The 16,980-nt window shown below is 62.4% G+C and carries 6 protein-coding genes; 4 read left to right on the top strand and 2 right to left on the bottom strand.

Going from position 1 to position 16,980, the window contains the following annotated elements; translation table 11 throughout:
• Positions 1-2: 2 nt before the first annotated feature.
• Positions 3-1,433: an amino acid permease gene (locus CDN38_RS11235; RefSeq protein WP_075512320.1), complete on the bottom strand. Its 1,431-nt coding sequence runs from the start codon at positions 1,431-1,433 to the stop codon at positions 3-5.
• A 466-nt stretch (positions 1,434-1,899) separates the two neighbouring features.
• On the opposite strand from CDN38_RS11235, the gene dnaK reads away from it, so the two are divergent.
• The 4 genes from dnaK to CDN38_RS11215 are packed head-to-tail and all read left to right on the top strand — an operon-like array spanning position 1,900 to position 6,053.
• A complete protein-coding gene (gene dnaK, locus CDN38_RS11230) occupies positions 1,900-3,774 on the top strand; it encodes a molecular chaperone DnaK (RefSeq protein ID WP_075512321.1) in 1,875 nt (624 codons plus the stop codon).
• On the top strand, positions 3,771-4,436 hold the full coding sequence (gene grpE, locus CDN38_RS11225) for a nucleotide exchange factor GrpE (protein ID WP_075512322.1): 666 nt from the start codon (positions 3,771-3,773) through the stop codon (positions 4,434-4,436). Before dnaK ends, grpE begins: the two co-directional genes overlap by 4 nt.
• Before the next feature lie 58 nt (positions 4,437-4,494).
• Positions 4,495-5,682 carry a molecular chaperone DnaJ gene (dnaJ, locus tag CDN38_RS11220; protein WP_075512323.1) on the top strand — a complete coding sequence of 396 codons (1,188 nt, stop codon included), beginning with the start codon at positions 4,495-4,497 and terminating at the stop codon, positions 5,680-5,682.
• Complete coding sequence (locus CDN38_RS11215) at positions 5,682-6,053, top strand: heat shock protein transcriptional repressor HspR (RefSeq protein WP_075512324.1); 372 nt, start codon at positions 5,682-5,684, stop codon at positions 6,051-6,053. The genes dnaJ and CDN38_RS11215 overlap by 1 nt, the downstream gene beginning before the upstream one ends.
• Before the next feature lie 817 nt (positions 6,054-6,870).
• On the opposite strand, the gene CDN38_RS11210 is transcribed toward CDN38_RS11215, so the two are convergent.
• Positions 6,871-16,935 carry a PPE family protein gene (locus CDN38_RS11210; RefSeq protein WP_099318954.1) on the bottom strand — a complete coding sequence of 3,355 codons (10,065 nt, stop codon included), beginning with the start codon at positions 16,933-16,935 and terminating at the stop codon, positions 6,871-6,873.
• Positions 16,936-16,980: the final 45 nt, after the last annotated feature.

Raw genomic sequence — 16,980 nt, 5'->3', positions numbered from 1 at the left:
CGCTATTGGGTGGGCTGGGTCGCTTCTGCGGTGTGCTGGGCGGTGGTCAGCACGCGGTGGCGCACCAGATACCAGCCGCCGATGAGGGCGGGAATACCCACGAGCATCGCGGCGAGCATCCAGCGACCGTATGTCTGGTTGAACAGCATCAGGATCAGGACGGCCACCAGGAACACCAGCGTGAGCCAGCCGCTGTAGGGGGATAGCGGCATCCGGAAATGCGGCCGCTGCAACGTCCCGGCGGTCGTCAACCGGTGAAATCGCAATTGGCATGCCACGATGGTCGCCCAGGCCACGATGACTCCGGTTGCGGCGATATGCAGCACGATCTCGAAAGCCTGGCTCGGTTTGACGGCGTTGAGGACGATGCCGAACAGGCCGATTCCGGCGGTGAGCAGGATTCCGCCATACGGCACACCGTTCTTCGACATCGGTACGGTGAATTTCGGCCCGCTGCCGTTGATGGCCATCGATCGCAGGATCCGTCCCGTGGAATACAGCCCGGCGTTCAGGCTCGACAGTGCGGCGGTGAGCACCACGAGGTTCATCAGGCTGCCGCCGCCGGCAAAACCAATCTTGGAAAAGAAGGTGACGAACGGGCTCACGTGTTCCCGGTAGGCGGTGTAGGGCAGCAGTAGCGCCAGCAGCGTAGTCGAGCCGATGTAGAACACCGCGATGCGGAACACCACCGAATTGATCGCTCGTGGCATGACCTTTTCCGGTTCGGCCGCTTCCCCGGCCGCGATGCCGACCAGTTCGACGGCGGCGTAGGCGAACACCACCCCGGACGTGACGAGCACCAGCGGCAGCAGGCCGGCCGGCAGCAGTCCGCCATGGCTGTTCCACAGCGATACCCCCGTCTGCTGGCCGTCGACCTTGAAACGTCCGGCCAGGAAAACCGTGCCGACGACGAGGAACACCACCAGCGCCAGCACCTTGACCAAGGCGGCCCAAAATTCCAATTCCCCGAAGAGGCGAACCGAGATCAGATTCATCGACAACACCACCAGCAGCGCGCCCAACGCGAGCGCCCATTGCGGAATCACGTGAAACGCCGTCCAGTAATGGAAGTAATGTGCGATCGCCGTGGTGTCGACGATTCCGGTCATGGCCCAGTTCAGGAAGTACATCCAGCCCGCGACGAAAGCTACTTTCTCGCCGAAGAATTCGCGGGCATAGGACACGAACGAACCTGACGACGGGCGGTGCAGGACAAGTTCGCCCAGCGCGCGCAGGATCAGGAAGACGAAGATCCCGCAGACTCCGTAGACCAGGAACAACCCCGGTCCCGCCGACGCGAGCCGACCGCCGGCGCCGAGGAAAAGTCCGGTCCCGATGGCGCCGCCGAGAGCGATCATCTGCAGCTGCCGATTGTTGAGGGTTTTGTGGTAACCGGCGTCTTCGCGGGTAAGCATGCTAGGAGGCGGTGCCATCGAATTCCTTATCGCCGTAGCTTGCGGAAACGCCGCGAGACTGGGTGCCAGGCTATCCCACTCCCGCGATATGACGCACCGTCAAGCGTGGCCGGCTGAATGGGCGTCGACTGTGTGGTGGCGGCGTCGAGTGTGCATTGGCGGGTTCGGGTGTGCGCTGGCGGCGTGTCTGAGCGGGCGGACTCAACCCTACGTGCACGCTCGAAGCCCTACGCGCACAGTCGAAGCCCTACGCGCACAGTCGACGCCGCCAGCGCACAGTCCATGAACGAAGAGCGCCGCGCCAGCCAAAACCAAGACGCCCACCCCGGGAACAACCTCGAGACCGACACCGTTAGCATGATCGACAAGTTGAGTGGACTAAGCTCAACCCTGTTTGACAGCAAGTCCCGCTGGGAGCAGGCTTGAGCGGGGTTCACTCAGCATAGTGCAGTACAGAAGGTCTACATACTCAGGAGGAATCACCATGGCTCGTGCGGTCGGAATCGACCTCGGGACCACCAACTCCGTCGTCTGCGTGCTGGAGGGTGGTGACCCCGTCGTGGTCGCCAACTCCGAGGGCTCACGGACCACTCCGTCTGTCGTCGCGTTCGCGCGTAACGGCGAGGTGCTGGTCGGCCAGCCCGCCAAGAACCAGGCGGTGACCAACGTCGACCGCACCGTGCGTTCGGTCAAGCGACACATGGGCTCCGACTGGTCCATCGAAATCGACGGCAAGAAATACACCGCGCCCGAGATCAGCGCGCGGGTCCTGATGAAGCTCAAGCGCGACGCGGAGGCCTACCTCGGGGAGGACATCACCGACGCGGTGATCACCGTGCCCGCCTACTTCAACGACGCCCAGCGCCAGGCCACCAAGGACGCCGGCCAGATCGCCGGCCTCAACGTGCTGCGGATCGTCAACGAGCCGACCGCCGCCGCGCTTGCCTACGGCCTGGACAAGGGCGAGAAGGAACAGACGATCCTGGTCTTCGACCTCGGTGGCGGCACCTTCGACGTCTCCCTGCTGGAGATCGGCGAGGGCGTGGTCGAGGTCCGCGCCACTAGCGGTGACAACCACTTGGGCGGCGACGACTGGGACGACCGGATCGTCACCTGGCTGGTCGACAAGTTTAAGGGCACCAGCGGCATCGACCTGACCAAGGACAAGATGGCGATGCAGCGGCTGCGGGAAGCCGCCGAGAAGGCCAAGATCGAGCTGAGTTCGAGCCAGTCGACCTCGATCAACCTGCCCTACATCACCGTCGACGCCGACAAGAACCCGCTGTTCCTCGACGAGCAGCTGACCCGGGCAGAGTTCCAGCGCATCACCCAAGACCTGCTGGACCGCACCCGCAAGCCGTTCCAGTCGGTGATCGCCGACACCGGTATCTCGGTGTCCGACATCGATCACGTGGTGCTGGTGGGCGGCTCGACCCGGATGCCGGCGGTGACCGACCTGGTCAAGGAACTCACCGGGGGCAAGGAGCCCAACAAGGGCGTCAACCCCGATGAAGTTGTAGCGGTGGGGGCAGCTCTGCAGGCCGGTGTCCTCAAAGGCGAGGTGAAAGACGTTCTGCTGCTTGATGTTACGCCGCTGAGCCTGGGTATCGAGACCAAGGGCGGCGTGATGACCAAGTTGATCGAGCGCAACACCACGATCCCGACCAAGCGGTCGGAGACCTTCACCACCGCCGACGACAACCAGCCGTCGGTGCAGATCCAGGTCTATCAGGGTGAGCGCGAGATCGCCGCGCACAACAAGCTGCTCGGCTCCTTCGAGCTGACCGGTATCCCGCCGGCGCCCCGCGGCGTGCCGCAGATCGAGGTCACCTTCGACATCGACGCCAACGGCATCGTGCACGTCACGGCCAAGGACAAGGGCACCGGCAAGGAGAACACCATCCGGATCCAGGAAGGCTCGGGCCTGTCCAAGGAAGAGATCGACCGGATGATCAAGGACGCCGAGGCGCACGCCGAGGAGGACCGCAAGCGTCGCGAAGAGGCCGACGTGCGTAACCAGGCCGAGACGCTGGTCTACCAGACGGAGAAGTTCGTCGCTGAACAACGGGGTGCAGCGTCCGAGTCCGGTGGCTCCAAGGTCCCCGAAGAGACGCTGAGCAAGGTCGAAGCCGCGGTCGCGGAGGCGAAGACGGCACTTGGTGGCACTGATATCGCCGCGATCAAGTCGGCGATGGAAAAGCTCGGCCGCGAGTCGCAGGCGCTTGGACAGGCGATTTACGAGGCCACTCAGGCTGAGGCTAGCGCTGCCGGCGCGGCACAGCCGGGCGGCGGCCCGTCGAGCTCAGCTGACGACGTGGTGGACGCGGAGGTGGTCGACGACGATCGGGAGTCCAAGTGACCGACAGCAACCCACACGAACAGGTGACGGTCACTGACAAGCGGCGCATCGATCCAGAAACGGGCGAGGTACGCCATGTCCCTCCCGGCGATACGCCGGGAGGGACGGTACCCGGAAGTTCGGCGGTCGGTACCGACAAACTTGCGGAAAAGGTTGCCGAGTTGACGGCCGACCTGCAACGGGTGCAGGCCGACTTCGCCAACTATCGCAAGCGTGCGCTGCGTGACCAGCAGGCCGCGGCGGACCGGGCCAAGGCCGCCGTTGTCAGCCAATTGCTGCATGCGGTGGACGACATCGAGCGGGCGCGCAAGCACGGAGACCTGGATTCCGGGCCACTGAAGGCCGTCGCCGACAAGCTGATGAGCGCGTTGACCGGCCTGGGGTTGAAGCCATTTGGCACCGAGGGCGAGGATTTCGACCCGGTGCTGCACGAGGCGGTGCAGCACGAGGGCGGTGGCGGACAAGACGCCAAGCCGGTGATCGGAACCGTCATGCGGCAGGGCTACCAGCTCGGTGAGCATGTTCTGCGAAATGCCCTGGTCGCCGTCGTCGACACCGTTGCCGACGACACGGCCGAATCGGACACACCGCCCGCGGGCGAGGAGCCCGTCGAAACCAAGCAGCCCGACACGAGCGATAACGCCGACGTGCCCGGTGAATAAGGCCGAGAATCACAGGCGAGACATAACTACAGAGACGAAGGTGAGGAGGTGACGCAACGTGGCCCAGCGAGAATGGGTCGAGAAGGACTTCTATAAGGAGCTGGGCGTCTCCTCTGATGCCACCGCTGAAGAAATCAAGCGGGTGGCTCGAAAGTTGCTCGCCGAGAATCATCCCGACCGGAATCCGGGCAACAAGGCGGCCGAGGATCGCTACAAGGCGGTCTCCGAGGCAAAGGAAGTGCTCACCGATCCGGCCAAGCGCAAGGAGTACGACGAAACGCGCCGGCTTTTCGCCGGCGGCGGTTTCGGTGGCCGTAGATTCGACGCCGGCGGCTTCGGGGGTTTCAGGGGCGGCAGCTACGGCTCCGATGGTGCCGAGTTCAACCTCAACGATTTGTTCGACGCCGCCAGCCGTTCCGGCGGGACCAATATCGGTGACTTGTTCGGCGGGTTGTTCGGCCGCGGCGGCAGCGCCCGTCCCAGCCGGCCGCGACGCGGCAACGATCTGGAGACCGAGACCGAGCTTGATTTCGTGGAGGCCGCCAAGGGCGTGGCGATGCCGTTGCGGCTGACCAGTCCGGCGCCGTGCACCAACTGCCACGGCAGCGGAGCGCGCCCGGGCACCAGCCCTAAGGTGTGTCCGACCTGCAACGGCGCCGGGGTGATCAACCGGAACCAGGGCGCTTTCGGCTTCTCCGAGCCCTGCACCGATTGCCGGGGTAGCGGCTCGATCATCGAGCACCCGTGTGATGAGTGCAAAGGCACGGGCGTCACCACCCGTACCCGCACCATCAATGTGCGGATCCCGCCGGGCGTCGAGGACGGGCAGCGGATCAGGTTGCCCGGCCAAGGCGAAGCCGGGTTGCGCGGTGCGCCGTCGGGAGATCTGTATGTGACGGTGCATGTTCGGCCGCACCCCGTGTTCGGGCGTGACGGTGATGACCTGACCGTGACCGTTCCGGTCAGCTTTACCGAATTAGCTTTGGGTTCAACACTTTCCGTGCCGACGCTGGATGGGACCGTCGGCGTTCGGGTGCCGAAGGGCACCGCCGACGGTCGCATCTTGCGGGTGCGCGGACGTGGCGTGCCCAAGCGCAGCGGCGGTAGCGGAGACCTGCTCGTCACTGTGAAGGTGGCCGTTCCGCCGAACTTGGAAGGCGCCGCCGAAGAGGCACTTCAGGCCTATGCGGCGGCTGAGCGGTCCAGCGGGTTCAACCCCAGGGCCGGTTGGGCGGGTAATCGCTGATGGCCAAGAAGGACGAGTCGCGGACGTTTCTGATCTCGGTAGCTGCCGAGCTGGCCGGCATGCACGCGCAAACGCTGCGCACCTATGACCGGCTGGGTTTGGTCAGCCCGAGGCGCACTTCGGGTGGGGGGCGGCGCTATTCGGAGCGCGATGTCGATCTGCTGCGTCATGTGCAGCATCTCTCGCAGGAAGAAGGCGTCAATCTCGCCGGCATCAAGCGCATCATCGAGCTGACGAATCAGGTGGAAGCGCTGCAGGCGAGGGTCAAGGAGATGGCCGAGGAATTGGCGGTCCTGCGCGCCAATCAACGTCGTGAGCTTGCGGTATTGCCCAAGAGCACGGCCCTGGTCCTCTGGCAACCGCGCCGGTGAACCGCGCCGATGAGCCGCGCCGGTGAGCGGAGCCCGCGTCAGCGGGCGAGCGAACGGCGCCATCAGCCGGAGCCCGCGTCAGCGGCGCGGCGAACGGCGCCATCAGCAGCGGCCGGTACGCGTGGTTTTCCGGTGCGGCAGCGGCGCGGGTGCAGAGTAATTCCAACCGATTTGGGACTGGATGTAGCTGACTGAACGCGATCAGGCAGCCGATTCTCGGCTCAGCCCGCGATCGATTCACGCAGGTTGGTGGTCGATCCGCCGAGCCTGTAGGCCTGTTGGGACATCTGCAAGCTTTCTCGACGTACGACTGCTGGTGGTGAACATCATCGCGAACGCCATCTGCGGGAGCGGCGACGTTCCGATCTTTGGTTCGGGGTGTCTCTTTTGCCCGCCGGTGAGCAACAAATTTGTTGCGCCCGTTGGCTTGTCGATGAAAGGGTGTGTCCCGTGTCCGTGGCCATGTGAAAGTCCCCGTTCCTGGCCAGCTGTAGGTGACGTGCCGGTTGGCCGGGAAGCTGGTCCGGATGTGTGCTCGAGGGCATCACTAATCACCTGAGCCACGTCAGTACCGTGGGGCCGAGGCATAAGGCGACTCCCAAATGCGCTAGCACCGGCGCTATCGCAATGGGGAATCGCCTATTGGTCTGTCGCGCAGCGCCTTCTGTCGACTACCGGATCCACGTATCCGAGCCATGCCCGGGGATTCGTTCGCACCGAGTGTGGCCCTCATCGCCGGACCGAGAATCGCGAGGCAAGTCGGGAATCAACGCCGCGGGGTGGCGGTCTTGGCGCGAAGCGGACGAGCGAACGGCAGTTACGGCAGCCGGACGTTGTGGAAGAAGCCGGACACTTGGGTACCGATGTTTGCGACGCCGGAAACAAATGCCTGCGTCGCGAGATCCACTGTGCTGGTGTTGAATATGCCCGAGATGGTGTTGCCCCTGTTCAACAGGCCCGATGCCAGCGTGCCGTAGTTGAAGAAGCCCGAGTCCTCCAGTCCGCCGGCGTTCCACATACCCGATTGGTTAGTGCCGGTGTTGATGATTCCCGATAGCGCGGCGCCGGAGTTGAAGAACCCGGACGACGTGCCACTGCCGTAGTTAAAGAAGCCCGACGACGGACTCGTCGTCGAATTGAAGAATCCCGGTCCCTGGACGAAGTCGAAACCGAAGGTGTACGGGCCCGCGGTGCCACCGCCGGATTTTTCGAAGGTTGTGTGAACGATGTCATCGAGATTAATCGGAGCCGCAAGCTCATTCGCGGGAATGGTCCAAGGGCCTATGTCACCGTCATAGACGGTGATATTTATGCCCGGCCATTGGTGCAAGACGACTTTGATCCGGATCTTGGAAATGGTGAATGCGTCCAGGGTGATTTGGTTGATGGTGCCCTGGATTGGTAACACGACGTCACCGTGCACGCCGCCCTGATACGGGAATTCGGGAATTGTGACTTTGTAGGAGAGTTGAACCAGGCCTTGGTAATCGCCTCGCCAGAGGAAGCCGTTGTTGTAGTTGCCCGAGTTGAAGGCGCCGGTGTTGACGTCACCGGTGTTGCCGATGCCGGTGTTGTAGTCGCCGGCGTTGAAGTACCCGGTGTTGTACATGCCTGAGTTGAAGCCACCCGAGTTGTGGTCTGCGGTGTTGAAGCTGCCCGTGTTGGTTTCGCCCGCGTTGTAGAAACCGGTGTTGTAGTTGCCGGAGTTGGCGATCCCGGTGTTGGCGGTGCCGGAGTTGAACACTCCGGTGTTGGTGCTACCGGAATTGCCGATGCCGGTGTTGTAGTCGCCGGAGTTGCCGATACCCCAGTTTCCGGTGCCGGAGTTGCCGATGCCGATGTTGTTGGTCCCGGAATTGGACAACCCGATGTTGCCGCTGCCGGAGTTCAACGCGCCAAAGCCGCGTTGGTTGTCGCCGGTGAGACCAAAACCGATATTTCCGTTGCCGGTGTTACCGAAGCCGATATTGCCGTCTCCGGTGTTGCCCCAGCCGAAGTTGTGGCTTCCGGTGTTGCCCATCCCGATGTTGCTCAGTCCGGCCGTCAACGAGCTACCGACGTTTCCGAACCCGATGTTGCCGCTGCCGATGTTGCCGCTGCCGACGTTGGCGCTGCCGATGTTGCCGCTGCCGACGTTGTGGTCCCCGATGTTGGCGTTACCCAGGTTGAAGCTGCCGACATTTCCGTTGCCGAGGTTGTCGTTGCCGATGTTGGCGCTGCCGAAATTCACGATGCCGTGGTTGGCCAGCCCGACGTTGAACACCGTGCTCGTGCCGTCGCGGAAGAAGCCCGCCAAGTCGGTGCCGATGTTTTGGAGTCCTGAAACATGGGCCGGGGCCGACAGATCCGATGAGCTGGTGTTGAACCAGCCCGACATGGTGTCGCCGAGGTTGGCCAGGCCCGACAGGGCCGAACCCCAGTTCTTGATCCCCGAGCTTCCGAGGCTCCCGAAAGAGACATTCTGCCAGCCCGAATTGTTCGCACCGAAATTGAAGAAGCCCGAAGAGCTGCCCGTGCCGGCGTTGAAGAAACCCGACGACGGCAGCACGGTGGAGTTGAAGTAGCCCGGACTGGCCGGGATGTCGATGAGCGGAATATAGATGGGGCCGACACTGCCGCCACCACCGATGTCCACCACCGGCGAACCGTCGGAGCTGCCGAAATGCAGGTTCACCGCGGGGCTGCCGATGCTGAAGGAGATGGCTGATACGGAGATGGGACCAACCGTGCCTTCGACTTTGCCGCCGAGATGGTCGTTGAGTCCGCTGAAGGGAATTGTCGGAATGGTGAAGGCTTCCACGTCGGCCGGGGTGACGGTGGCGGTTACCGGGATATCGCCGAACACGGAGAAGTCGAAGAACCCGGCGATTTCGGAAACGGTAATCGTGTAGTTGAACCCGTAGAGGCCTTGGGAGTTGCCGCGCCAGAGCAGGCCGTTGTTCATGTCGCCGGTGATGAAGGCGCCGGTGTCGAGGGTGCCGGTGTTGGCGATGCCGGTGCTGTCGGTGCCGGTGTTGAACCAGCCGGTGTTGTGTTCGCCGGGGTTGGCGATGCCGGTGTTGGTGGTGCCGGTGTTGTACCAGCCGCTGTTGTAGCCACCGGCGTTAGCCAGGCCGGTGTTGACCGCCCCGGAGTTGAACCATCCGGTGTTGGTGGTGCCGGTGTTGGCGATGCCGGTGTTGTAGCTGCCGGAGTTGGCGATACCGAAGTTGCCGCTGCCGGAATTGAACACACCGATGTTGTTGGCACCGGAGTTGAACAGGCCCACGTTGTTGGTGCCGGAGTTCCATCCGCCGAACCCGACCTGATGATCACCGCTAAGCCCGATGCCGATATTGCCGGTGCCGCTGTTACCCAAGCCGATGTTGCCGACCCCGGTGTTGCCCCAGCCCAGGTTGTGGCTGCCGGTGTTGCCCATCCCGATGTTGTTTAGCCCCGAGACCACCGCGGTGCCGGTGTTGCCGAACCCGATGTTGTCGTTGCCGATGTTGGCGCTGCCGAGGTTGTAGTCGCCGATATTAGCGCTGCCCAGGTTGTAGTCGCCGATGTTGCCGCTGCCCAGGTTGAAGCTGCCGAGATTGCCCCAGCCCAGGTTGAGCTGACCCACGTTGCCCAGCCCGGCGTTGAACAAGGTGCCCGACGCGCTGTGCAGCACCCCCGACAGATCGGTGCCGATGTTGGCCACCCCGGAAACCCGGGCCACGCTGGCCGGATCGACGGTGCTGGTGTTGTACCAGCCCGAGATGGTGTTTCCCAGATTCGCCAGACCCGACTGCGACGCCCCCACATTTCGCCACCCCGAATTCCCCAGCACCCCCGTCGAGAAATTCTGCCACCCCGAATTGTTGGCCCCAAAATTGCCGAACCCCGACGAACCACCCGACCCACTGTTGAAAAACCCCGACGACGGAGCACTCGTCGAATTCCCAAAACCCGGCCGCGCGGGAATATCGATGAACGTCACGTCGATGGGGCCCACGCCGCTGGTGAGAACGGCAGCCACCGACGTCGTTGGTGAGCCGATTTGGGCGGTCAGCTGGGGCAGGACGCCGGTAATGGTGGGGATGACGATGGGTCCGATGTCGACGCTAAGATAGTCGGAGTTCAAGACGCCCACCCTGAACTCGGGAATGGTGAATCCGGTTACGTTGAGGTCCGTGATGCCGAGGTTGAGTGGAATGTTCACCGGCAGGCCCAAACCCAGATTCAGCAACGGGAATTCGGGAACATAGATTCCGGCCTTGAAGCCGATCAGACCTTGGTAATCACCCCGCCACAGAAAGCCGTTGTTGTAGTTACCGGCGATAAGGACGCCGGTGTTGACGTCGCCCGAATTGAGCAAGCCCGTGTTGTAGTCGCCGGTGTTGAACCAGCCGGTGTTGTAATCGCCGGCGTTGCCGATGCCGGTGTTGGTGTCGCCGGTGTTGTAGGAGCCGGTGTTGTAGTCGCCCGGGTTGGCGATGCCGCTGTTGACGTCACCGGTGTTGAAGATGCCGGTGTTGATGCTTCCGGAATTGGCGATGCCGGTGTTGTAGTCGCCGAGGTTCCCATAACCCCAGTTGCCGATTCCCGGGTTGGCGATGCCGCTATTGGCGGTGCCCGCGTTGCCGATGCCGAAGTTTCCGGTGCCCGAGTTTCCGATACCGACGTTTCCGGTGCCCGAGTTGAACAAGCCGACGTTGTTGGTACCCGAGTTGAACAAGCCGCTGTTGCCGCTACCTGAGTTCAGCGCACCGAATCCGACCTGGCCGGTACCGGTGAGCCCAATGCCAATGTTGCTGGTCCCGGCATTCCCGAAGCCGATATTGGAGTTGCCGGCGTTTCCGAAACCGACATTGAAGTCGCCCAGGTTTCCCAGACCGACGTTGTTGGTGCCCAAGTTTCCCAGGCCGATGTTGTGCATGCCCCAGTTACCGGGACCGACGTTGCGGCTCCCCCAGTTTCCGGTCCCGATATTGCCGTCGCCGAAGTTTCCAAAGCCGACGTTGTCACTGCCGACGTTTCCGCTTCCCAGGTTGAAGCTGCCCACGTTTCCGCTGCCCACGTCGAAGCTACCCTGGTTGGCAAACCCCAGATTGATATTCGACACACCATTGAACAGACCCGAAATATCGCTGCCGGTGTTTCCGATACCGGACACATCGGCGGCCATGGTGAGATTCGTCGCCGCGGTGTTCAAGAAGCCCGACACGGTATTGCCGAAGTTGGACACGCCCGACAGCAGGTCGCCAAGGTTTTTGTACCCAGAGATTCCCGAGCTGCCCGACGCCGCGTTCCAGAAGCCCGAAAGGTTGGCGCCCACATTGCCGATTCCCGATGAGCTGCCGTTGCCGGTGTTGAAGAAGCCTGACGACGGTACCATGGTCGAGTTTCCGAAGCCTGGAGCCGCCGGGATGTGGACGATCGGGATCCTGATGGGTCCGATGCTGCCAGGACCGCTGAGTTCCAGAACAGAACTGGGTGAGCCGAGAGTTCCGGAAAACGACGGCAGGTCGATATAAATGTTGGGAATGGTGATCGGGCCGACGCTGACTGCCTGCAACTTCAGAAAGCCGAGTATTTTGACATCGGCGGTGTACTTGGGAAGCGTGAAGCTCTCCAGAACGAGGGAGCCGAATGTGCCGCTGAATGGGAGATTGGCCGGCACCTGAAGACTCAGATACGCCGGGATGGCGGTGTCGGGAATGACGATCTCATAGTCGATGGCCACCAAGCCCTGGTAGTCACCTCTCCACAAGACGCCGTTGGAGTAGCTGCCCAGGTTGAAAGCACCGGTATCGACATTGCCGGAATTCGCCAAACCGGTGTTGTAGTCGCCGGTGTTCAGGTAGCCCGTATTGTAGTTGCCGGCGTTGAATCCAAGCGTGTTGAAACTGCCGGGGTTGAAACTGCCGGAGTTGTAACTACCGGCGTTGACCATACCGGTGTTGACATTGCCGGCGTTGAAGAATCCGGTGTTGACATCACCGGCGTTCAGCACACCGGTGTTGATATGGCCGGAGTTGCCGACGCCCCAGTTATCGGTGCCCGAGTTTCCGATACCCACGTTTCCGGCGCCGGAGTTGAACAAGCCGATGTTGTTGGTGCCGGAGTTGAACAAGCCGCTGTTGCCGGTGCCGGAGTTCAGAGCCCCGAATCCGACCTGGCCCGTGCCGGTGAGCCCGATGCCGATATTGCCGGTGCCGGTGTTCCCGAAGCCGATGTTGGCGTCTCCCGCGTTCCCGAAGCCCGCGTTGAAATCGCCCAGGTTCCCGAAGCCGAAGTTGTTCGCGCCCAAGTTTCCGAGACCGATATTGTAGCTGCCCAGGTTCGCGGACCCGATGTTGTAATTACCCACGTTGCCGGGCCCCACATTGTAAAGCCCGATATTACCGCTACCGAAGTTCAAGCTACCGCTGTTACCTGAGCCGAAATTGTAGTCGCCGATATTGCCGAAACCTACGTTTAAATCGCCGGAATTACCGAGACCGATATTAAAATCGGTGGTACCGGTGACATAGTCCCGGAAAAAGCCCGCCAGGTTGGCGCCGACGTTTTGGAGTCCGGAAACATTGGCCGGTGTGGACAGGTCCAGCGTGCTGGTGTTGAACCAGCCCGACATGGTGTTGCCGAGGTTCGCCAGTCCCGACAGCGCCGAACCCCAGTTCTTTATTCCCGAGTTTCCGACGCTTCCGAAGGACACGTTCTGCCAGCCCGAATTATTGGCGCCGACATTGAAGAATCCCGACGAGCTGCCTAATCCGGTGTTGAAGAAACCCGACGACGGCAGGGTGGTTGAATTCCCATAGCCGGGCGCCATGCCGAAATTGAAAATGGTGATGTCGAACGGACCGATGGTGCCGTACCCGGTGATAGGTAGCAAAGTGCTCGGCGAGCCGATGGTTCCCTGCGGCGCAGGCGTGGGACTGGCCAGCGTGATTTGCGGGATGTACAACGCATTGATTGTGCCTACCAGCGCCGGGATCGGACCTAGATGGTTGGTAAACCCGAAGGGTATATCGCTGATGGTCATGCCACTGTAGACGGTGTTGCCGTCGAAGGCCGTGGTAATGGGGATATCGATGAAGAGCGTCCCGTTCACGTTGACCGGAATTTGGGGCACATGAATCGTGTAATTGCCGCCGTAGAGGCCTTGGGAGTTGCCGCGCCAGAGCAGGCCGTTGTTCATGTCGCCGGTGATGAAGGCGCCGGTGTCGAGGGTGCCGGTGTTGGCGATGCCGGTGCTGTCGGTGCCGGTGTTGAACCAGCCGGTGTTGTGTTCGCCGGGGTTGGCGATGCCGGTGTTGGTGGTGCCGGTGTTGTACCAGCCGCTGTTGTAGCCACCGGCGTTAGCCAGGCCGGTGTTGACCGCCCCGGAGTTGAACCATCCGGTGTTGGTGGTGCCGGTGTTGGCGATGCCGGTGTTGTAGCTGCCGGAGTTGGCGATACCGAAGTTGCCGCTGCCGGAATTGAACACACCGATGTTGTTGGCACCGGAGTTGAACAGGCCCACGTTGTTGGTGCCGGAGTTCCATCCGCCGAACCCGACCTGATGATCACCGCTAAGCCCGATGCCGATATTGCCGGTGCCGCTGTTACCCAAGCCGATGTTGCCGACCCCGGTGTTGCCCCAGCCCAGGTTGTGGCTGCCGGTGTTGCCCATCCCGATGTTGTTTAGCCCCGAGACCACCGCGGTGCCGGTGTTGCCGAACCCGATGTTGTCGTTGCCGATGTTGGCGCTGCCGAGGTTGTAGTCGCCGATATTAGCGCTGCCCAGGTTGTAGTCGCCGATGTTGCCGCTGCCCAGGTTGAAGCTGCCGAGATTGCCCCAGCCCAGGTTGAGCTGACCCACGTTGCCCAGCCTGGCGTTGAACAAGGTGCCCGACGCCCTGTGCAGCACCCCCGACAGATCGGTGCCGATGTTGGCCACCCCGGAAACCCGGGCCACGCTGGCCGGATCGACGGTGCTGGTGTTGTACCAGCCCGAGATGGTGTTTCCCAGATTCGCCAGACCCGACTGCGACGCCCCCACATTTCGCCACCCCGAATTCCCCAGCACCCCCGTCGAGAAATTCTGCCACCCCGAATTGTTGGCCCCAAAATTGCCGAACCCCGACGAACCGCCCGACCCACTGTTGAAAAACCCCGACGACGGAGCACTCGTCGAATTCCCAAAACCCGGTGCCGCGACGATATTGATGATCGGGATGGTCCGCCCTTCGAGGGCGCCGTGGAGAGATATCTCGATCGGATTAGTGGGGCTGCCGGTAGTGAGGGTCACGTACGGAGCGGAGATCGTGGACGTCGGAATGGTCATCGGACCGAGATAGAAGTTTCCAAAAGCCGTCTTGGGGTAATAAAAGCCGGGAATGGTATATACCTGGCCGCCGAGTTGATATACCTTGTAGACCGGGATTCGAATATCGAAGTCGATGGGTACGGTCGGCGTGGTGATATTCAGGTTGACGGCGATCTGGCCCTGGTTGTCGGCACTGATGAAGAAGCCATTATTGAAGTCGCCGGAGTTGACCCCTCCGGTATTGACGTTGCCGGTGTTGAACAAGCCCGTGTTGTAGTCGCCGGGGTTGGCCCATCCGGTGTTGTAGTCGCCGGGGTTGTACCAGCCGGTGTTGAAGCTGCCCCTGTTGGCGGCTCCGGTGTTGTAGTCGCCCGTATTGGCGAAGCCGGTGTTGACGATGCCGGCGTTGAACAGGCCCGTGTTGTAGCTGCCCGTGTTGCCGATGCCGGTGTTGCCGGTGCCCGGGTTGCCGATTCCCCAGTTGCCGGTGCCGGTGTTTCCGATGCCGACGTTGCCGGTGCCCGAGTTGAACAGGCCGATGTTGTTGGCGCCGGAGTTGAACAGGCCGACGTTGTTGGTGCCGGAGTTCAGGGCACCGAACCCGACCTGGCCGGTGCCGGTGAGGCCGACACCGATGTTGTTGCTGCCGGTATTGCCGAAGCCGACGTTGTTGTCGCCGGTGTTCGCAAATCCGCGGTTGCTGTCGCCGGCGTTCCAGAAGCCGATGTTGAATTCGCCGAAGTTCGCGGGGCCGACGTTGTAGCTGCCCAGATTTGCCGAGCCGATGTTATAGCTACCCAAGTTCCCGAAGCCGGCATTGAAAAAGCCCACATTCCCGCTGCCCAGGTTGGCGTCGCCGACATTTCCACTGCCGAAGTTCACGCTGCCGACATTCCCGCTGCCAACATCGAAGCTGCCGATGTTGGCGTTGCCGAAGTTCAGCCTGCCGGTGTCGGCGAAGCCGATGTTGAAGTTCGACGGGCCACCGAAGAAGCCGGACATTTGGCTGCCGGTGTTCGCGGCGCCCGAGACGAAGGCCGCTGCCGTGAGGCTCAGCGTGCTGACGTTGAACAGGCCCGAGATGGTGTTCCCGGTATTCAGCAGGCCCGATTGCAGCGCGCCGTAGTTATCGATTCCGGTGTTCCCGATGGTCCCCGTCGACGAGTTGAGGAAGCCCGAATTGTTGGCGCCGGAGTTGAAGAAGCCCGATGTGCTGCCGCTGCCGGAGTTGAAGAAGCCCGACGACGGGACGCCCGTCGTATTTCCGATGCCCGGGCCGCCGCCCTGGTAATCGCCCCGCCACAAAATGCCGTTGCTGTAGTTCCCCGAGATAAGAGCGCCGGTGTCGACATCGCCGACGTTGAGGATGCCGGTGTTGTAGTTGCCGTAGTTGATCCAACCGGTGTTGTAGTCGCCGACGTTGAAACCGCCCGTATTGAAGCTGCCCGAGTTCCAATTGCCGCTGTTGTAGCTGCCGGAATTGGCGATACCGGTGTTGACGATGCCGGAGTTGAAGAAGCCCGTGTTGACGTCGCCCGAGTTGCCGATGCCCGTGTTGTAGCCGTTGCCCGAGTTTCCGATGCCCCAGTTGCCGCTGCCCGAGTTCCCGATTCCCACGTTGCCGGTGCCCGAGTTGAAGAAGCCGACGTTACCGGTGCCGGAATTCATGCCGCCGAACCCACGCAGGTGGTCCCCGTTGAGTCCGATACCGCTATTTCCGTTGCCGGTGTTGCCGAAGCCGATGTTGTTATCGCCGGTATTACCGATACCGATGTTGTTATTACCGGTGTTTCCGAAGCCGATATTGCGGATGCCCGCGGTCAATAGTGAGCCGGAATTTCCGAAGCCGACATTTCCGCTGCCGATGTTGCCGCTGCCGATGTTGCCGCTGCCGGTGTTGCCCGAGCCGAAATTGAAGTCGCCGATGTTCGCGTTGCCGAGGTTGCCCTGGCCGACGTTGGCCAACCCCACGTTGCGGAAGGGGACGGTGATGTCCTGCGCTGCGGCTGCGGCTGCGGCTGCGGCCGCGTTGACCGCGGCAGTACCGTACCCGCTCGCCGTCGGACCCGCCAGGTTGGCCAGACCCCGCAGCGTCGACGGAAACGGCGTCAAGGTGGACAGAGCCGCGGACGCCCCGGCGTGGTAGTCGAACATCGCGGCCACGTCCCGGGCCCACATCTGTTCGTATTGAATTTCAGCGTCGGCTATCGCGGTAGCGTTTTGCCCGAACAGGTTCGACAACACCAGCGACACAAACTGGCTGCGGTTAGCCGAGATAAGGGCCGGATGCACCGTGGCCGCCAGCGCCGCCTCGAACGCGGCTGTGGCCAGCCGTACCTGCACGGCCGCCTGCTCGGCCTGGTTCGCCGCGGCGTTCAACCAGCCCAGGTAGGGCGCGGCGGCATCGGCCATCGCCGCCGAGGACGGACCGAGCCACAGAGAACCCGTGAGTCCCGTGGTTACCGTGGAAAAAGAGGTCGCAGCCGAACCCAACTCGACGGCCAGCCCGTCCCAGGCCGCCGCCGCGGTCAGCATCGGCCCCAGCCCGGCGCCGAGATGCATACGCGCCGAATTGATCTCCGGTGGCAAGACCGCGAAATTCATCAGCTCTCCTGCCTGGAACCGTTGGTCGCCGTCGCAGAGGCAGGT

It is taken from the genome of Mycobacterium ostraviense, from assembly GCF_002705925.1.
GTDB classification, from domain to species: domain Bacteria; phylum Actinomycetota; class Actinomycetes; order Mycobacteriales; family Mycobacteriaceae; genus Mycobacterium; species Mycobacterium ostraviense.
Note: the sequence above shows the minus strand (reverse complement) of the source record. Positions and strands in the feature narration are given on the sequence as shown.